Consider the following 18503-nt stretch of genomic DNA (forward strand, 5'->3'; position numbering starts at 1 on the left):
TGCGACGCGACTCAGCCGGCCGTGCAGGTGGGAAGCGCGTCGAGGTCGCCGTCCTCGCGCACGGCGTCGAGGGCCTCCATCGCATCGTCGAGCGTCTCGACCGAGAACACGCGCAGCCCGTCGGGGATGTGGCCGACCACCTCGTCGCAGTTGGCCTCGGGAGCCAGGAACCAGTCGGCACCGGCGTCCTTGGCGCCGAAAAGCTTCTGACGGATGCCGCCGATCGGCCCGACCTCGCCGTCCGCCGTGATCGTCCCGGTGCCCGCGACGTTCTCGCCGCCGTTGAGCTGGTCGGGCGTGAGCGTGTCGATGATCCCGAGGGCGAACATCATGCCGGCGCTCGGGCCGCCGACGTTGTTGAGCTGGATCGTCACGTCGATCGGGAAGTCGTAGTCGGTGATGAGGTTCACGCCGAGCAACAGGGTCTTCTCGCCGTCGATCTCGGTCTCCTTGGGCGTGACCGACACGGTCCGCTCCTCGCCCTCGCGCTCGATGAGCAGTTCGACCGGGGCACCGCCGGCGTCGTTGACGATCTTGCGCAGGGTCGCGGCATCCGTCGCCGGCTCGCCGTCCGCGGCGACGATCACGTCGCCGTCCTCGAGCAGGCCCTCGGCGGCCGAGCCCTCGACGATCGAGTGGACCGAGATCCGCGCGCCGACGTCGTAGCCGAGCTGGCTCAGGGCCGCTGCGGTGGCCTCCTGCTGCGAGTCGACCATCATCTGCGCGCTCTCGGCGTTGCGGTCCTCGGTCGTGGTCCCCTCCGGGAAGACCGCGTCCAGGGGCAGCACGGCCTTGCTCGGGTCGAACCACGCGAGCGCCAGCTCGAACCACGACGGCGTGCGCTCGCGGTTGCCCACCACCTGGACCGTCAGGAGATCGAGCGCGCCGTCGGTCTCGAAGGTCTCGGCGCCCTCGACGGAGATCAGCGGAACCTGCTCGCCGTCGGACGCCTCCGCGGTCCCGAGGGTGTTGTAGACCGGGCCCGGACGCTGGATGACGTAGGACGTGGGCAGGAACGTGATGATCAGCAGCACGACGAGCGCGACCGCCAGCGCCCACACTCCGACCAGCGTTCCGCGGGCCATGCGCCGCGGTGGCGCGGGCGTGATCGTGACGTTCTCGTCGAACAGGGCCACGCGGGACCTCTCTCTGCCTGGTCGTTCGCGACCGGCGTAAGGCGTTCGGGGCTCTGCCGGGGAGTGCGATGGATGCTGCGACTAGCGTAGAGCGCGACGTCATGAACCGGCTGAAAGGCGGCTGAAGTGGCAGACGACGACCGCAGTCCCGAGGAAGAGTTCCAAGACCTGATCCGCCAGCTGTTCGGCGGCGGATCCGGCGAGCTCGACCCCGAACAGCTCTCCGCGCTGTCGGGGATGAACATCGACCCCGCCATGATGCAGACCGTGATGCGGCACCTCCAGGGTGCGTTCGCGGGTGGCGGCGAGACCGGCATCTCGTGGGAGCTCGCCCAGCGCCAGGCGCTGCACATCGCCAATCAGGACGGCCTCGGCGTCACCTCCGGCCAGCGCACCGACCTCGACCAGGCGTTCGCCCTGGCCACCCTGTGGCTGAGCGAGGCGACCACGATCTCGGAGCTCGCCGACCAGCCGAAGACGCTCACCCGCGGCGGCTGGGTCGAGGCGACCCTGCCGGTCTGGCAGCAGCTCGCCGAGCCGGTGGCGACCAGCATCGCCGACGCGCTCACCGCTGCACTCAGCGAGAACGCCCCCGACGACATGCAGAGCCTCGTCCAAGGGGCCGGACGCCTCATGCGGACGGTCGGCGGCTCGCTCTTCGCGTCGCAGCTGGGCCAGGTCGTGGGAAACCTCTCGAAGGAGGTCGTGAGCGGCGGCGACGTCGGCATCCCGCTGATGCCCGACGGCGAGGCGGCCATCCTCCCCCAGAACTTCGCGGACTTCGGGCGCGACCTCGAGGTGCCCGACGACCAGCTCGCGCTGTACGTCGCCACGCGCGAGCTGGCGCACGCGCGCCTGTTCCGCCACGCCCGGTGGCTGCGCCTGCACGTCATCTCGCAGGTGACCGACTTCGCGCGCGGCGTCCACGTCGACACCGACGCACTCGAGGATCTCGCGTCGCGGTTCGACCCGTCCGAGCCCGACGAGCTGCGCCACGCCCTCGAGAGCGGGGCGCTCCTGCCCGCGCGCTCCGAGGCTCAGAACGCGGCGCTGGCCCGGCTCGAGAACCTCCTGGCCACGATCGAGGGCTGGGTCGAGGTCGTCACCGAGCAGGCGACGTCCCGGCTCCCCTCCGCCGGCCGCATCGCCGAGGCCGTGCGTCGCCGCCGTGCGGTGGGCGGCCCGGCCGAGCGCGCGCTCGGGTCCCTCGTCGGACTCGAGCTGCGGCCCCGGCGCATGCGCGAGGCCGCGGCGATGTGGCGCGCGGTGACGGATGCCGTGGGCCCGGCTGCCCGCGACGCGCTGTGGGACTACCCCGACCTCATGCCCGGCGCCGAGGACATCGACGATCCCGCGAAACTCGTGGCACGTCTCGAGGCCCGTGCGCGCGGCGAGGAGCCGGCGCCTGACGAGCTGGACGATGCGCTGGCGCGGCTGCTCGCGGGCGAGATCCCGTCCACCGAAGACGCCGAGCGCGAGGGCGACGACGGAGACGGCGGGAACGCCGCGCCCGACGACCACCGACCGGTATAAGAGCGCCGCGGCTCCTCCCCAGGAGCCGCGGAGACGGGACGACCTCAGCCGAGGCTGTGGAAACACCGTTCGGGGCGGGCGGCGCTGGCCAGACTCGGGTCATGCTCCGGATCGATCCCGCCCAGCCGCCGCTCTGGCGCACGCCGACCATCCTGCAGTTCGGCGACCGGCCGGTGCTCGTGCTGAACGACCCCGCGCGGTGGCAGCAGCGTCTCGTGCGCGAGCTCGAGCGCGGCATCCCCGATCAGGCCGCCGTCCCGTTCGCGATCGCGCTCGGCGCCGAGCCCCGCGCCGCCGAGGACTTCGTCACCCGGCTGAGCGCGGTGCTGGCAGGCCCGGACCCCTCACCCCCACCGGTGCTCGTGGAGGCCGCGGAGGACGTGCCCCACGATCGCGTCGCCGCCATCAGCACCGCCCTGATCGCCGCCGGGTGCGCGGTCGTCACGAGCGATGCCCGAGCGGATGTCGCGACCGTCGTCGTGGTGGCGCAGCACCTCGTCGCGCCGTCGGCGGCGGCCGCCCTCATGGCCGACGACCGCCCGCATGTGCCGATCGTGCTCACCGCCACCGGCGCCGAGGTCGGACCCCACGTGACGCCCGGATCCACGGCGTGCCTCGCGTGCCTCGCCGCACGACGTCGCGATGATGACGCGACGTGGCCGGTCATCGCGGCGCAGCTGCTCGGTCGCCCTCTCGCCGACGTCGACAGCTCGATCGTGTGGGAGGCCGGCTTCGTCGCCGCTCGGCTGATCAGCGCCGCCGCGTCGCGTCCGGCCCGCTCGACGAGCCGTTCCCTGGTGCTGCGCGCCGGCTCGCTCCGGCGGACCGTGCGGAAGCACCGACCGCACGAAGAGTGCCGTTGCCGATCTCTCGCAGGAACCGCGACGGCTGACGCTCCCGCACTCCTCGCGCCCAGGACACCGAGAGCGTACGCGCGGCCCGCGTGATGCCGACGTAGGCCAGACGCCGCTCTTCGTCGACCTGCTCGAACGTGGCGGCGTACGAGATCGGCAGCAGTCCCTCCGCGAGCCCGACAAGGTGCACGTGGTCCCACTCGAGGCCCTTGGAGGCATGGATCGTCGCGAGCGTCACGGTGCGCAGCGCCGGCTCGTCGTGCGAACGGGCGCGAGCCGTCAGCTCATCGGTGAACTCGCGCAGCGTCGTGCCGGGCGGCGCCTCCTCCGCCAGCCGCAGCAGCGCGGCGCGCAGCTCCCACGCGTCGCGCAGCGCTCCGCCCGCTGCGGGCGGCTCATCCGTCAGCCCGAGAGAGCGCAGCACGTCGCGCACGGTGTCGACGAACGCCCCCTCGATCGGCGCGACGGAAGCACCGCGCAGCGCCATGATCCCCTGGCGAACCTCGGGGAGGTCGAAGAAGCGACGCCCGCCGAGCACGGTCGACGCGATCCCGGCGTCGGCCAGCGCGCGCACGAGCTCGGCCGACTGCGCATGCGAGCGGTACAGCACCGCGATCCGTCGTGGATCGATACCCGACGCGATCTGCGCCGAGATGCGCGCAGCCACGGCGCGGGCCTCGTCCTCGTCATCGCCGAACGCGGCGACCGTGGGCATGTCGGCCTCGGCCGGGCGACCGGCTGCGGAGACCAGGTGGAGAGCGCCGGGTCGGTCGCGCATGAGCTCATTGGCGACGCCGAGGATCGCGGCATCCGATCGGTAGTTGGTCTCCAGGCGCACGACGCGGGCGTCCTCATGCCGCGCGGCGAACTCGAGCAGGAAGCGCGCGTCGGCACCTGCGAACGAGTAGATGGTCTGACTCGCGTCGCCGACGACGCACAGGTCGCGGCGGCCGCCCAGCCAGAGTTCGAGCAGGCGGTGCTGCAGGGGCGAGACGTCCTGGAACTCGTCGACGGTGAAGTGGCGATACTGCTCGTGAACGGCGCGGGCCACGTGCGGCTCTGCCTCGAGCATGCCGGCGCACGCGAGCAGAACGTCCTCGAAGTCCAGCTGACGGCGCTCGTCCTTGAGCTTCTCGTAGGAGCGCTGAAGGGCCACGACCTGGTCCACGGACATCCTGCCGATGCCCTGCGGACGCGCGGACGCGTAGTCCTCGATGCTCAGCATCGACACCTTGCGCCACTCGATCGCGCTCGCTGCGTCGCGCAGGGTCGCGGTGTCGGGCTTCAGGCCGATCCCGTCGGCGGCGTGGGCGAGCAGCCGCACCTTGTTGTCGACGATGCCGGGGGCGGTGTCGCCGGCCAGAGTCGGCCAGAAGTAGTTCAGCTGGGCGAGGGCCGCGGCGTGGAACGTGCGGGCGGAGACGCCCTCGACGCCGAGTGCGCGCAGGCGGCCCCGCATCTCGCCCGCCGCCTTGGCGGTGAAGGTCACGGCCATCACCCGCCCCGGCGAGTAGGCGCCGGTGTCGACGCCGTGCGCGATCCGGTGCGTGATCACCCGCGTCTTTCCGGTGCCCGCGCCGGCGAGCACCACGAGCGGCCCGCGCAGCGTGCGGACCGCTTCGAGCTGGCTCTCGTCGAGCCCTGCGAGCGCCTTGCTCATGCGGCCCCCGCGTGCCACTCGCTGATCAGCCGGTGCGCGATCGACGCGCGCCCCGGCAGCACCACGTCGCCCTCGCCCGCGAGCGCCGCGCCGATCTCCTCGCGCGTGAACCAGCGCACCGCCGCGATCTCCTCGCCGTCGGCGCGCGCGGCGTCGTCGTCCGCGGCCACCGCGAGGAACCCGAGCATGAGGGACCGCGGATACGGCCACGCCTGCGAGCCGCGATACTCGACCGTCGCCACCTCGATGCCCGACTCCTCGGCCACTTCGCGCTGCACCGCGGCCTCGAGCGACTCGCCGGCCTCGACGAACCCGGCGAAGCACGAGTACCGCTCCGCCCCCCAGAGCGCGTTGGATCCGAGGAGGACGATGTCGGGATCCCGCGTGCTCGTGATCGCGACGATCACGGCCGGATCGGTGCGCGGGAAGTGCTGGCGGCCGCACGACGGGCAGCGGCGCGACCAGCCGGCGTCGGCGAGCATGGTCAGCGCACCGCACGCGGGGCAGAACCGTGCGTCGAGCAGCCAGCGTCCCAGGCTGAGGGCCTCCACGAAGGCGCCCGCGTCGTGCGGCGACAGGGCGCCGCCGATCGCCCGCAGTCCCGCCCACCCTCCGGGGGCGTCGAACGGCTTGTCCTCCCCCGCGTCGAGCACGGCGGTCAGCATCAGCGCGCCGGCCGCATCCCGGCCGAGGAGCGCCCACGCCGCTCCGTCGGGCACCGTTGCGGGCGCCACCCACAGCAGTTCGGCCGGCCCGGCGAGCGGTGCCGCATCGCCCGCGAGGACCAGCACGCGGGTCGAGGCATCCGCTCGAGCCGTCTCGATCAGTCCGGGCGTCGCCCGCTCATCGGGGGCACGGTCGACGGCTGCGGCGGCGAGCGGCGGAAGTCGCGTGCTGTCGGACGCCGTCATCGAGGAACTCCAGCAAGGGCGTGGCGCGGGGGTGGACGAGCGCGACCGACCTACCCTGGGCACATGGCACGCTCACCCTTCACTCTAGCCGCGTCCGTGACGTCGGCTCTGCCCCGGGTCGGCGTCGTGGGGGTCGGCGAACTGACGGAGGGCGCCGGCGGCCGCTACGACTCCGCCGTCGCCGAGCTCGACGACGGCCGCCGCGTCGTCGTCCGAGTCCCCGCAGATCCCGCCGTCTTCCCCGAACTCGCCGCCGAGGTGCGCGCCCTCCGCGCACTCACACCGGGCGTGCGCGGCCTCCTGCCCTTCCGTGCTCCCGAGCTGCTCGGCGAGACCGGCCTCGGCGACGCACGGGCCGTCGTCGTGGACTTCCTTCCGGGATATCGCGTCGACGCCGCCCATCTGCCGCCCGGTCGCGGCGCGGCGACCTCGCTCGGGTCGGCGCTGGCAGCCCTGCATGCTCTCCCGCTGTCGATCGTCCGCACCGAGGGGCTGCCCGTGCGCACGCCGCAGCAGGTGCGCACCGACACCGCTCGGCTGGTCGACCGCGCGCAGGCCACGCGTCGACTTCCCCTCCCACTCGCCGAGCGCTGGCAGCGCGCGATCGACAACGACGACCTCTGGCGCTTCGAGTCGGCCGTCGTGCTGGGCGGCGCGGGCGCGGCGTCGTTCCTGTTCGAGGATGTCGACGGCGTGCCGCAGGTGACCGGGCTGCTCGAGTGGCACGGGCTGTCCGTCGGCGATCCCGCGACCGACCTGCAGTGGCTGGCATCCGCCCCGGCGGCGGCCGACGACGTCTACGCGGCCTACGTCGCCCATAGCGGGCGGGCGCCCGACGCGCGCGCACGGGAGCGCGCACGGCTCTACGCCGAGCTCGAGTTCGCCTCGTGGCTGGTGCACGGCCACGAGTCCGGCCGTGACGACGTCGTCGACGATGCGGTGGGCCTCCTCGAGACGCTCGCTGCCGGCGTCGCCGGAGGCGACATCGTGACGGATGCCGCGCTCGACGTCGACGACGCGATCGCCCTGCTCGACCGGATGCCGGAGGCCTCGGCCGCGGCGGTCGACACGTCGATGCACACCGACGCGTACGACCCGGAGGAGCTGTCGCTGTGGGTGTCGACCGAGTCGAGCGACGACACGGAGCCCGAGGACAGCCCGCAGCCCGAGGACAGCCCGCGGCCCGAGGCCGCCCAGGAATGGCATTCCGATGACCTGTCGACCTCGCCCATCGACATCGTGACCCCGGACACCGATCGCGAGGGCGGCGCGGGTCACGACGGCGACGCCGTGGCCGAGGCGGAGCGGGCGTCCGAGGCGGCGCTGCGCCGCTGGCTCGCCGACTAGACCGCCCGGCGGGTCAAGCCCGCAGCACGAGATCCTCGGCGACGTAGTAGAGCGCGACGTCGATCTCGTCGAGCGGCACGCCGTGCTTGGCGTGGTAGGCCTGCCGGTAGAGCTCGAGCTGCAGCATCCGCTCGTCCTTCTCGGCGTCGGTGCGCGGAGCGGCCCCGGTCTTCCAGTCGACGATCTCGATGCGCCCGCCTCGGTCTTCCCGGCGATAGACGGCGTCGAGCTTGCAGATGACGACGTGCGGGCGGCCGTCGAGGCCGGTCATCGTGAAGTCGATCTCGGTCTCGACCTCGAGGGGGCGCAGCGAAGCCCATTCCGACGCCAGGAACCGCGCCTGCAGGGCGTCCAGGGCTGCGGCGTCCTCGGCGGAGGATTCGGTGCCGGGCAGCTCGTCGTCGGCCTCCCACAGCGCGTCGTCGATGGATCCGCCGAGTCCGGGCCTGCCCGACCGCTGCTCGACCCAGGCGTGGAACAGCGTCCCCAGGCGGGTCTGGCGGAACGGGCGCTCGGGCAGCGGCCGGGCGATCGCGGCGACCGTGCCGGCGTAGTCCGCCACGAACTCCTTGTACCGCGATGCGGCGATGCGCGTCGGCGCGTCCTGGCGCGCCGGCGCACGCCGGGCCTCGCGCTCCGCGATCAGCAGGGCGACGTCGGGGTCGGGCGCGGGTCGGGGCGCGTCGAGCGCGGCTGAGACCGCTGCCGCGGCGCGCTGGACTGCGGGACGGCGGGCGCCGAGCGGATCGATCGGCCACTGAAGAATGCGGCGCTCGCCCAGGTACGGGTTCTCCCCCACCTCGTCGGGCGGAAGGTCGCGGCCGAGGGCCTCGGCGATCTCGGTGAAGAAGGTGCTGCGCTCACGCGCCCGCTTCGTGCCCGACCACGTCGACCCCGTCAGGAGCAGGTGGTCGCGTGCGCGCGTCACCGCGACGTAGGCGAGGCGTCGGTCTTCCTCGAGCTGCCGAGCGCGATTGGCCGCGACGAAGGCATCGAGTGCCGCCTTCATCTCCTGCTGGGTGCCCGCACCCCGCCACGCGAGTTCGGGGAGCCAGGCGGCGTCGCCTCGGAACGCGTACGGCAGCACCCCGAATCCGAGCCACCCCTTCGTGTCGCGCGGCGCGCTCGGCAGCTCGTCCTTCACGAGGCGGACGACGGCGACGGCATCCCATTCCAGGCCCTTCGAGCCGTGGATGGTCAGCAGCTGCACCACGTCGTCTTCCGGCGGCTCGGTGCGCGGGGCGAACTCGTCGAGCTGCTCCGCGTGGTCGAGCCATGCCAGCAGGCTCGACAGCGAGCCCGACTCGTCGGCGGCGAGGAAGGCGTGCAGCTCGTCGACGAACGCTCGGAGCTGGGCGGAGGCGATCCGCGCCGGCCCGCGGGCCTCGTTCGCGGCGAGTTCGACGTCGAGGCGGAGCTCGATCTCGATCAGTCGCACCAGCTCGGGGATCGGCATGCCGACCGCCTGCCGCAGTCCTGCGAAGACGGCGCCGGCTTCGCGCAGCCGCTCACGCGCCTCCGCGGTGAAGCCGGCCAGCCAGCCGTGGTCGGCTGGGTGGCGAAGGACGAAGTCCAGTGCGTCGACCAGCGACCCGTCGTCGTCGCCCGCACCCGAGCGGATGCGCTCGACGACCTCCGGGGCGAGCGGCTGCAGCGCCGCGTCGTGGCGCGCGATCCGCCGGGCCAGCGCGGCGAGCTCCCGCAGGTCGGGCAGGCCGATCGCCCACCGGGGCCCTGACAGCAGCCGGATGAGCGCGGAGCCGGCGCTCGGGTCGCTGACGACGCGGAGGGCGCTGACCACGTCGACCACCTCGGGCGTGGACAGGAGGCCGCCGAGTCCGAGGATGCGATGAGGGATGCCGCGGCGACCGAGGGCGTCGCCGAACCGCACCATGTGCTTCTTGCTGCGGAACAGGACGGCTCCGGTCGTCGGCAGTCCCGCTCGTCCGCGCTCGGAGCGCACCCGCGCGAACCAGTCCGCGACGCGATCGGCCTCCGTGTCGAGATCTGGCTCGAAGGCCGTCTCGACTGCTCCCCGGGGAGCACCGGGTCGCGGCCGCAGCGACTGAACGGCGACCGGGGCGGAGCCGGCGAGCGGTGCCAGCACCGCGTTGGCCGCGGTGAGCACGTCAGCGCTGTTGCGCCAGCTCGTGAGCAGCGCGTACTCCGCGCACTCGCCGGCAGGGGCGAACGCTGCGGCGAATCCGCCGAGGTTGCCTGCGCTCGCGCCACGCCAGCCGTAGATGGCCTGGTGCGGATCGCCGACCGCCATCACCGCCGTGCCGGCGAAGAGCGATGACAGGAGGTCGGTCTGCACGACCGAGGTGTCCTGGTATTCGTCGAGGAGGACGACGCGATAGCGGTCGCGCAGCTCGTCGGCGACCGCCCGATGGCTCGCAACCACCTCGAGTGCGCCGGCGACCTGATCGGAGAAGTCGATCACGCCGATGCGACGCTTCTCTGCGGCATAGTCGCGGGCGAGGTCGGCCAGGAGGGCGAGCGCACCGACCTTCTCGTTGGCCTCCGCCACCTCGGCATAGACGACGGTGCGCGCGTTCGTCGACGGAAGGTCGACGATCCGACGGAAGCGGTCGGGGAAGGCGGCGAGCTCATCGAGGTCGACGAGGTTGTCGACGCCGTCGCGGGCGATCCGCAGCGCACCGTCGATGATGCTCCGCACCGCTTCGCCGCGCGTCTCGAGCCGGGGGTCGTCCGACGCGAACACGACGCGCCGCATGAGCAGCCACGCTGCGGATTCCGACATCACCGCGGCCTCGGCATCCCTCCCGATGCGCACCGCGTGCTCGCGGACGATCTGGTCGGCGAAGCTGTTGTAGGTGGACACCGTCGGCCGGTGCAGCAGTGCGTCGTCCTCGGCCTCCTGCGGCACGGCGCCGACGGACCGGGCGAGGGCGTCCATCGCCTCGTGCCGGGCGATCGTGGCGCGCGGCCCGTCACCGCCGGGCCGCTCGAGCTCGGCGAAGACGTCGAGGCGCCCGGCCGCGTGCATCTCTGGGAGGAAGCGGACGAGGCCGCGCCGCTCGAACTCGCCGAGCCTCGCCAGCCGGCGCTGGATGCGCTCGGCGAGCTCGCCCGCCGCCTTGCGCGTGAACGTGAGGCCGAGCACCTCGTCGCGCCGCACGAGCCCGTTCGCGACCAGCCATACGACGCGCGAGGCCATCGTCTCGGTCTTGCCGCTGCCGGCGCCCGCGACGACCAGCGCCGGCGATAGCGGGGCCTCGATGACAGCGGTCTGCTCGTCGGTCGGCGGGAACTGACCGAGCGCCGCCGCGATCACACGTGCCGGCAGGAGAGCCGGTGCGCCGCCCGTGGAGACGGGCGCGGACGTGGACTGATCGGCGATCATGACGCGCTCACCGCCCCGATCGTGTGGATGCGGCACAGCCCGTACGAGTGGTCGTCGCGGCAGTGCTCTTCGTACGGCGCGGTGAACACCGTGCCGCGCATCGTCGAGACGGCGTGCCGGATGCGGGCGAGGAAGGTCTCACGCCGCTCGTCGTCGAAAGGAGGCTGCCACGGCGTGGCGTAGTCGGATCGCGTGGCGGTGGGTCGCAGCACCAGGAGCTTCGCGCCACCGGGCGGATGCCCGACGGCAGCAGGGATGGCGCCGGCCTCGAAGGCAAGCTGATACGCACCGAGCTGCGGGTTGTCGACGACCTTCGCATCCGTCTGCGGCTCGCGCTTTCCGGTCTTGAGGTCCATGATCACGACCGTGCCTTCGGGAGTGAGCTCGACGCGGTCGATGTAGCCGGAGAGGATCGCGCCGTGCTCGAAGGCCTCGGAGTCATCGAGCGGGATCGCGACCTCGAAGTGGGGCTCCGCCCCGATCAGCGTTCCGCCCTCGGTCTCGAACCGGCGCAGGTAGAGGTGCAGGCGACGGACCAGATCGCGCGCCCGTGTCTTCTCGGCCCGATCCCGCCAGGCGGCCTCGAAGGCGAGCTCGCCCCACCGCGCCTCCACCTCGGCCCACAGGCTCTCCTGGGTGGAGTCGCCGGCGTGCTCGAGCGCCGCGTGGATGATCGTGCCGAGTCCGGCCGTCGTGCCGCCCGGGTCGCCGCCGAGGTCGCCGATCACCCAGTTCAGCTCGCACTCCTCGAGGGTGTGCAGGCGGGAGGGCGAGACCCGCACGTCCTCCTTGGCGAGGTCGCGGAGCGGTCCTGTCGAGGTCGGGAGCGGCACCCCGTACCACTCGGACGGTGCCGCGCCGGGAACGCCGGCGTCGGCCAGAAGCGCAAGCTGACCGGCCGCGTGCGCGGTGCTCCCGCGGCCCGCCGGGTCGGTGAGCACCCGGCGATGCCGGGCCACCAGCCCCCGCAGGGACAGCGGGTGGTCGACGGTGTGCCGCTCGGGGTCGGGGAAGAGCTCGAAGAACACGCTCGGACCGGTGTCGTCATCGTCGACCGCCGTCACGATCACCCGCTCGGACGCGCGCGACAGCGCACGGGCGAGGAGCCGCAGCTCGTCGTGCATCGCGGACCGTCGCCGATCGAAGACACCTGCCGCGGCGTCGCCGGCGCGCGTCGCCGCATCGGCCAGCCGCCAGGTCTCGAGGAGGCTTCCTCGCAGCCGCGTGTTCGGCCACACACCGTCCTGCACGCCCGCGACCACGACGGTGTCGAACTCGAGGCCGAGCGCGCCGGCAGGCGTGAGCAGCTGCACGGTGTCGTCCCGCACGGGAGCCGCGAGTCGGTCTTCGGCGACGTCGGAGTCGAGGATGCCGCGCACGAACACGCGCGGATCCGCATCGAGGGACCGCTCGACGAATCGCTTGGCGACCTGGAACAGCGCCACGACGGCATCGAGATCGCGATTCGCCTGCTCGGCGAGCGGTCCGTGGCCCCGCGCGAGCTCGGACCAGCTGCGCTGCAGCCCGCTGAGATCCCAGGCCGCCCACAGCAGTTCGTGCGCCGTGGCGCCGCGTTCGAGCTCCTCGCGCAGGAAGGCGAGGGTGCGCGCCAGCGCGGCCGCCCGCCGCGCCTCGCGCGTGTCGATCAGGTCGAACTCCAGCGGCTGGGCCATGGCCGACACGAGCAGGTCGCGCCCGGAGCGCTCACCGCCCGCCGTCAGCTCCGCGTGCCGGAGGGCGGAACGCAGGCGGCGCAGCTCGATCGGATCGAGGCGGCCGTAGGTGCCCAGCAGAGCCGCGGACACGTCGTCGAACGTGCGCTCGTCGCGGGCGACGAGCTCGATGAGCCGCAGCAGATCGTTCACCGGCTTCAGCAGGCCGAGGGCGCGCCCTGGACCGCTCGAGCGGGCAGGCACCTCGCGTGCCGACAGCTCCGCCTCGAGGGCGGCCACCTGCCGGGTGTCGTGGGCGATGACCGCGCAGCGGCCCCACGGCACGCCGTCGTGCACGTGCCGCTCGCGCAGGAGGCGCGCGATGGCGTCGAACTCCTCTGCGGGCGAACGCAGCAGCAGCGCCCTGACCGATTCGTCGGGCTCGGCGTCGCTGCCGGCTCCGCGGTGCGCCACGACACCGACCGCTCCGATGCGCTGAGTCGCACGGCGCACGAGCTCGTTCTGCCACGCCGTGCCGCGGTGGCGCTCGTCGAGCACGGACACGGCGCCGAGACTCGCCGCGAGACGGGCGAAGTTCTCCGGCGTGGCGCCGCGGAAGGACCCCGCGCCGACATCGGGGTCGCCGAAGGCCACCACGGGGATGCCCCGCCGGCGCGCCGCCTCGAGCAGCTCGACGCCGCCGAGGGTGAGCTCCTGCGCGTCGTCGACGAGGATCGCTCCCAGCCGGTCGATCGCCGGGATGCCGTCGGCCGCCGTGCGCAGCAGCCGGACGGCCTCGCGCACGAGCCCCGCGGCGTCGCGGTGCGCGCCTCGCATGCCGGCGCGGACCTCGAGGTACTCGACCGCGAACGACGCCAGCGAGACCCATACCGGCCGCTCGTGCTGCTCGCCGAGAGCGCGCAGGCGCGCGGGCTCGATGCCGAGCGTGGTGCATTCGGCGAGGAACGTGCGCACCTCGGTGCGGAAGCCGGGAGTGGAGCGGATGCCGGCACCCAGCCAGTCCGGCCAGCGCGACGTGCCCGTCTCCCGCTCGTCCTCCTCGTCGCCGTCGAGCAGGTCGCCGATGAGCTGGTCCTCGTCGCCGCCCGTCAGCAGCTGCGGCGGATCGGCGTCGAGTGCCACGGCGTGGGCGCGCACGAGCTGGAAGGCGAAGGAGGCCACCGAGCGGGCGAGCGGCCCGGACGTCGCACGGCCGACCGCGAGCGCGAGCCGATCGCGCAGCGCCGTGGCCGTCTGGCGCGTCGGCGTCAGCACGAGGATGGCGTCGGGATCCACCCCCGCCGCCACGAGCGCAGCCACGCGTGCGACGAGGGCTGTGGTCTTGCCGGTGCCCGGCGCCCCCACCACCACGCCGGACGCGTCGCTCGGCAGCGCGGCGACGGCGCGCTGGCGATCATCCAGCGCGGCCATCGCGCCGGATTCTTCCCGCGACACCATGCCCTCGACGGTAGCGCGGACTCCCGACACCTCCGTTCGCCCAGAGCGAGCGCCGGGCGGCCTGGGGCCGGGCGGCCGTGTCGTAGAGTTGCCATGCGCCGGGGAACCCGGCGCGCAGTGGGAGAGAGGCAGTCACGTGGAGATCCGCATCGGCATCGCGAACACCGGACGCGAGCTCAACTTCGAGACGAACGAGGCCGCGGCCGACGTGAAGAAGTCCGTCGCAACGGCGCTCGACGCCGGAGCCACGCACATCACGCTCGCGGACAACAAGGGGAACAACTACATCGTCCCCACCGCGAGCCTCGCCTACATCGAGCTCGGGACCGAGGAGTCCCGCCGCGTCGGATTCGTCGCCTGACCCGGCCATGCAGATCATCCTCGCCCTCATCGTCGGCGCCGTCCTCGGCCTGGCGGTCCACTTCCTGGTCGCCCACCGCTCGACGCGCGGCGTCGTGGTGGGCCCCGTCCTCGGCGCTCTCGCGGCCGGTCTGGTGTGGACGATCCTGACGTGGGCCGGCGTCGGCATTGACAGCGTGTGGCTCTGGCTGTCGATGTTCGTCGCACCGCTCGTCGTCACCTACCCCGTGCTGGTGCTGCTGTCGCGCGTCCGGGTGTCGCACGACGCCGCCGAGCGCGCGCGACTCAAGATCGGCTGAGCCCGCCGCACCGACGGCTCAGGCCGCGAGGCCCATCGCATCCATGCGCCGCGAGTGCGCGGCCATGAGCTCGGTGAAGACCGGTTCCACCTTCGCCTCGTCGGCGACCCGCAGCTCGCGAGGCCGCAACGCGGCCCGGGCGATGAGCAGGGTGTCGCCCACGAGCCGCCGTCCCCACAGCGCCAGCAGGGACTTCCACTCGGGATCGCTCGCGATGGTGCGGCCGATGATGTCGACGATCGCTTCGCGGTCGTCGTCGGCGCGCAGGATGCGCGCGACCCGCCGTCCGGTGTCGGAATAGCTCGCCGAGAGGGCCAGGTAGAAGTCGTCGAGCATGCCGGCGGTGATGTGCACCGAGAGCATCGTCTCCTGCGCGCGCAGGCCGTGCGTCGCGCGCCGGAAGGCATCCAGCGGCTCGCGGAACGGCAGCATCAGGTCGGTCGGGTCGTCTCCGCGCTCGCGGATGAGCGCGACGAGCTCCTCGTGCTTGGTGAGCGCGGCACCGGCGGCGCGCGACAGCGACTCCTTGTCGGAGAGCCCCGGCGTCAGGGCGATGAGCTCGCTCAGCGTCTCGAAGTACCCGAGCTGGAGATAGGCGGCCTGCCCCAGGAACGTGTCGATGTCCGGCGCGAGCTCCTCGAAGTCCACCCGCGTCGCGTCGCCGATATCCTCCCGGGAACGAAGCTGCAGCTTCCGTCCGGGTTCCCGACGCTGCCAGAACCACTTCACCACGGGCTACAGCCTAGGCTCGCGCGGCGCAGGCTGCGGCATCCGCTCTCCGGCATCACGCCCGAAATGCCCTCCGGCGCCCTCCTCCGGTATCGTGGACACGTCCCCGGCGTCGGATCGGGGCTCCCGCGCCTGTGGCTGAGAGAAGGCGTGGACCGCACTTCCGCCCGCGCGGCGTCGATGATCACCGCGCCAGGGCACGGACCAGGCAGCATCTCACTGCCGGACAGGCTCATATCGTGACGACCTTCGCCGAACTCGGCGTCGACCAGGACATCGTCGATGTCCTCGCAGGCAAGGGCATCATCGATGCCTTCCCCATCCAGGAGCAGACGATCCCCCTCGGCCTCCCGGGTCAGGACATCATCGGGCAGGCCAAGACGGGCACCGGCAAGACCTTCGGCTTCGGCATCCCCGTCGTGCAGCGCCTCGGCCAGAACCCCGCGCCCGGCGTCAAGGCGCTCATCGTCGTGCCCACCCGCGAGCTGTGCGTGCAGGTGTACGAAGACATCGACATGCTCACCTCGGGCCGCAGCACGAGCGTCGTGGCGATCTACGGCGGCAAGGCCTACGAGGGTCAGATCGAGCAGCTCAAGGCCGGCGCGCAGATCGTCGTCGGAACGCCCGGTCGCCTGATCGATCTCAACAACCAGCGGCTGCTCGACCTGTCGCACGCGACCGAGGTCGTGCTCGACGAGGCCGACAAGATGCTCGACCTCGGCTTCCTGCCCGACATCGAGAAGATCTTCTCGAAGGTGCCCGCCGTCCGCCACACGCAGCTGTTCTCGGCCACCATGCCGGGACCCATCGTGGCCCTCGCCCGCCGCTTCATGTCGAACCCGATCCACATCCGCGCCACCGACCCCGACGAGGGCCTGACGCAGGCGAACATCAAGCACCTCGTGTACCGCGCGCACTCGCTCGACAAGGACGAGATCATCGCCCGCATCCTGCAGGCCGACGGTCGCGGCAAGACCGTGATCTTCACCCGCACCAAGCGCGCCGCGCAGAAGCTGTCCGACGAGCTCAGCGACCGCGGCTTCAATGCCGCCTCCGTGCACGGCGACATGAGCCAGGAGGCGCGCGAGCGCTCGATGGCGGCGTTCAAGGCCGGCAAGCGCGACGTGCTCATCGCGACCGACGTCGCCGCGCGCGGCATCGACGTCGACGACGTCACGCACGTGATCAACCACACCATCCCCGACGACGAGAAGACGTACCTGCACCGCGCGGGCCGCACGGGCCGCGCCGGCAAGACGGGCATCGCCGTCACGTTCGTCGACTGGGACGACCTGCACAAGTGGGCGCTCATCAACCGCGCGCTCGAGTTCGGCCAGCCCGACCCGGTCGAGACGTACTCGTCCAGCCCGCACCTGTTCAGCGACCTCGACATCCCGGCCGGGACGAAGGGCCGCATCGCGACCGCGCCGCGCACCCAGATGGTCAAGACCCAGTCCGCGCCGTCGCGCGACGGCGCATCCGGCGACGACACGTCGCGCGGTCGCCGTCGCCGCCGGTCGGGCGGTTCCGGCGGCTCCGACGCCAACGGCCAGGCGGGGGCCGGTCAGACCGGCGACCGCGCTGCCGAGGGCGGCGGAACGCACGACGGCGGCGGCAAGGAGCACCACGACGGCAAGCAGGCCCCGCGCCGGCGTCGTCGTCGTCGCGGCGGCGCGGCGGCATCGGGCGGCGGCGCACCCGTCAGCGCCTGACCCCGGTCAGGCGCTGCGCGCGGCGCGCGGTTCGCGTGCCTTCTCGACCCGCGTCGGCGGTCGTGGCGGATACACGAAGGTGACCATCACGACCGAGATGATCATGAGCAGGAACCACGACACCAGCTTCGTGATCGACACCGGCTGCCAGCCGTCCAGCTGATCCGGGTAGGCCCACGCGCCCGCCCAGGTGGCGATGTTCTCCGCCAGGTAGATGAACAGCGCCACGCCCGCGAACACGGCCAGCAGCGGGATCCTCAGCACCGCCCGCCACACCCGGGCGTAGAGCGTCGCTCGCGCCCACAGCAGGACGACCGCCAGCAGCAGCGCCCAGCGCGCGTCCCACCACCAGTGGTGCGTGAAGAAGTTCGCGTAGATCGCAGCCGCGACGACCGCCGTCAGCCATCGGCGGGGGTAGCGCTCGAAGCCGAGATCGAACAGCCGGTACACGCGCACCATGTACGAGCCGACCGCCGCGTACATGAAGCCGCTGAACAGCGGCACTCCGCCGATGCGCAGCACGCCGTCCGCCGCGTACATCCACGAGCCGACGTCGGTCTTGAACAGCTCCATGACTGTGCCGGTGAGGTGGAAGAGGACGATGACCCACAGTTCGCGTCCGGTTTCGAGCCGGGTCGCGATCATCAGCACCTGGATGCCGATCGCCGCGAGCGTGAGGAAGTCGTTGCGCGCGAGAGCGGCGTCGTCGGGGTACCACAGGCGCGCCGCGACGATCACGACGAGCAGCGACGCACCGAACAGGCACGCCCAGGCCTGCTTCAGCAGGAACACGCCTACTTCGACCAGGACCGCGCGCGCGCCGGAACGCGGCGCGTCGGCGAGGAACCGGTGGGCGCCGGCGTCGATCCGCCGCTCGAGCGACGTGGGCTGCCGCATCCCACGACGCTAACCGACGCACGACGACATTCAGCTTCAATCGCGTGATTCGGGCGCGGCCTGGCGATATCGTGAGCGCAAGCGGCGCAGCTGGCACCGCCCCCTCGCATTCAGAAAGGCACACATCGTGCGATTCATCGACGCGGTCACGACCGGCTACGAGTACCAGGGCTTCTGGGGTTCCCTCGGCGACCTGATCTGGTGGTTCCTCTGGGTCTTCGTGTTCGTCGCCTACCTCTTCGCCCTGTTCGCCGTCATCGGCGACCTGTTCCGCGACCACGAGCTGAGCGGCTGGTGGAAGGCGGTCTGGATCATCTTCCTGATCTTCGTCCCGTTCCTGACGATGCTGGTCTACCTGATCGCCCGCGGCAACGGCATGGCCAAGCGCGGCGCCGCCGAGGCGCGACAGGTTCAGGCGGCGCAGGACTCGTACATCAAGTCGGTCGCCGGAGGATCCAGCGCCACCGACGAGATCGCCAAGGCGAAGGCCCTCCTCGACGCGGGCACCATCACCCAGGCCGAGTTCGACGCGCTCAAGGCGAAGGCGCTCAGCTGAGGCATCCGCTCAGCCGACGGCAAGCGCCCTCG

Annotated in this window: 13 protein-coding genes; 6 read left to right on the forward strand and 7 right to left on the reverse strand. The window is 72.4% G+C overall.

Features of this window, described 5'->3' with window-relative positions; all coding sequences use genetic code 11:
• Window positions 1–11: 11 nt before the first annotated feature.
• A complete protein-coding gene (locus JX005_RS14415) occupies window positions 12–1136 on the reverse strand; it encodes a YlbL family protein (RefSeq protein ID WP_214468278.1) in 1125 nt (374 codons plus the stop codon).
• A 126-nt stretch (window positions 1137–1262) separates the two neighbouring features.
• On the opposite strand from JX005_RS14415, the gene JX005_RS14420 reads away from it, so the two are divergent.
• Entirely contained in the window at window positions 1263–2669 is a 1407-nt protein-coding gene (locus JX005_RS14420; protein ID WP_214468279.1) for a zinc-dependent metalloprotease, read from the forward strand.
• A 750-nt stretch (window positions 2670–3419) separates the two neighbouring features.
• On the opposite strand, the gene JX005_RS14425 is transcribed toward JX005_RS14420, so the two are convergent.
• Together JX005_RS14425 and nudC are read right to left on the reverse strand one after the other, a co-directional pair.
• Window positions 3420–5183: an ATP-dependent helicase gene (locus tag JX005_RS14425; RefSeq protein ID WP_214468280.1), complete on the reverse strand. Its 1764-nt coding sequence runs from the start codon at window positions 5181–5183 to the stop codon at window positions 3420–3422.
• Complete coding sequence (gene nudC / locus JX005_RS14430; protein WP_214468281.1) at window positions 5180–6094, reverse strand: NAD(+) diphosphatase; 915 nt, start codon at window positions 6092–6094, stop codon at window positions 5180–5182. Before nudC ends, JX005_RS14425 begins: the two co-directional genes overlap by 4 nt.
• Before the next feature lie 63 nt (window positions 6095–6157).
• Between nudC and JX005_RS14435 the strand changes: the two genes are divergently transcribed.
• Window positions 6158–7441, forward strand: coding sequence for a phosphotransferase (locus JX005_RS14435; protein ID WP_214468282.1), 1284 nt, complete (start codon window positions 6158–6160; stop codon window positions 7439–7441).
• A 13-nt stretch (window positions 7442–7454) separates the two neighbouring features.
• Here JX005_RS14435 and JX005_RS14440 read toward each other — a convergent pair whose 3' ends face one another.
• Window positions 7455–10808: an ATP-dependent helicase gene (locus tag JX005_RS14440; RefSeq protein WP_214468283.1), complete on the reverse strand. Its 3354-nt coding sequence runs from the start codon at window positions 10806–10808 to the stop codon at window positions 7455–7457.
• Window positions 10805–13891 (reverse strand): ATP-dependent helicase, encoded by a 3087-nt coding sequence (locus JX005_RS14445; RefSeq protein ID WP_246533995.1) that lies wholly within the window; start codon window positions 13889–13891, stop codon window positions 10805–10807. The genes JX005_RS14440 and JX005_RS14445 overlap by 4 nt, the downstream gene beginning before the upstream one ends.
• 163 nt (window positions 13892–14054) lie before the next feature.
• On the opposite strand from JX005_RS14445, the gene JX005_RS14450 reads away from it, so the two are divergent.
• Together JX005_RS14450 and JX005_RS14455 are read left to right on the forward strand one after the other, a co-directional pair.
• Window positions 14055–14279 (forward strand): DUF3107 domain-containing protein, encoded by a 225-nt coding sequence (locus tag JX005_RS14450; protein ID WP_214468285.1) that lies wholly within the window; start codon window positions 14055–14057, stop codon window positions 14277–14279.
• 7 nt (window positions 14280–14286) lie between these two features.
• Complete coding sequence (locus JX005_RS14455) at window positions 14287–14577, forward strand: hypothetical protein (RefSeq protein ID WP_214468286.1); 291 nt, start codon at window positions 14287–14289, stop codon at window positions 14575–14577.
• Window positions 14578–14595: 18 nt separating this feature from the next.
• On the opposite strand, the gene JX005_RS14460 is transcribed toward JX005_RS14455, so the two are convergent.
• Window positions 14596–15309, reverse strand: a complete 714-nt coding sequence (locus JX005_RS14460; protein ID WP_214468287.1) for a ferritin-like fold-containing protein — start codon at window positions 15307–15309, stop codon at window positions 14596–14598.
• 236 nt (window positions 15310–15545) lie between these two features.
• On the opposite strand from JX005_RS14460, the gene JX005_RS14465 reads away from it, so the two are divergent.
• Complete coding sequence (locus JX005_RS14465; RefSeq protein WP_214468288.1) at window positions 15546–17018, forward strand: DEAD/DEAH box helicase; 1473 nt, start codon at window positions 15546–15548, stop codon at window positions 17016–17018.
• Window positions 17019–17024: 6 nt separating this feature from the next.
• On the opposite strand, the gene JX005_RS14470 is transcribed toward JX005_RS14465, so the two are convergent.
• Window positions 17025–17915 carry a DUF817 domain-containing protein gene (locus JX005_RS14470; protein WP_214468289.1) on the reverse strand — a complete coding sequence of 297 codons (891 nt, stop codon included), beginning with the start codon at window positions 17913–17915 and terminating at the stop codon, window positions 17025–17027.
• A gap of 127 nt (window positions 17916–18042) precedes the next feature.
• On the opposite strand from JX005_RS14470, the gene JX005_RS14475 reads away from it, so the two are divergent.
• Window positions 18043–18471 (forward strand): SHOCT domain-containing protein, encoded by a 429-nt coding sequence (locus tag JX005_RS14475; RefSeq protein WP_214468290.1) that lies wholly within the window; start codon window positions 18043–18045, stop codon window positions 18469–18471.
• The last annotated feature ends 32 nt before the right edge of the window (window positions 18472–18503 follow it).

The organism is Microbacterium flavescens, assembly GCF_018588945.1.
Classification (GTDB): Bacteria; Actinomycetota; Actinomycetes; order Actinomycetales; family Microbacteriaceae; genus Microbacterium; species Microbacterium flavescens.

Coding starts and splice junctions, on each gene's coding strand:
- JX005_RS14455 (WP_214468286.1), top strand. CDS start 14,287: ATGCAGATCATCCTCGCCCTCATCGTCGGCGCCGTCCTCGGCCTGGCG.
- JX005_RS14470 (WP_214468289.1), bottom strand. CDS start 17,915: ATGCGGCAGCCCACGTCGCTCGAGCGGCGGATCGACGCCGGCGCCCAC.
- JX005_RS14435 (WP_214468282.1), top strand. CDS start 6,158: ATGGCACGCTCACCCTTCACTCTAGCCGCGTCCGTGACGTCGGCTCTG.
- JX005_RS14445 (WP_246533995.1), bottom strand. CDS start 13,891: ATGGCCGCGCTGGATGATCGCCAGCGCGCCGTCGCCGCGCTGCCGAGC.
- nudC (WP_214468281.1), bottom strand. CDS start 6,094: ATGACGGCGTCCGACAGCACGCGACTTCCGCCGCTCGCCGCCGCAGCC.
- JX005_RS14440 (WP_214468283.1), bottom strand. CDS start 10,808: ATGATCGCCGATCAGTCCACGTCCGCGCCCGTCTCCACGGGCGGCGCA.
- JX005_RS14425 (WP_214468280.1), bottom strand. CDS start 5,183: ATGAGCAAGGCGCTCGCAGGGCTCGACGAGAGCCAGCTCGAAGCGGTC.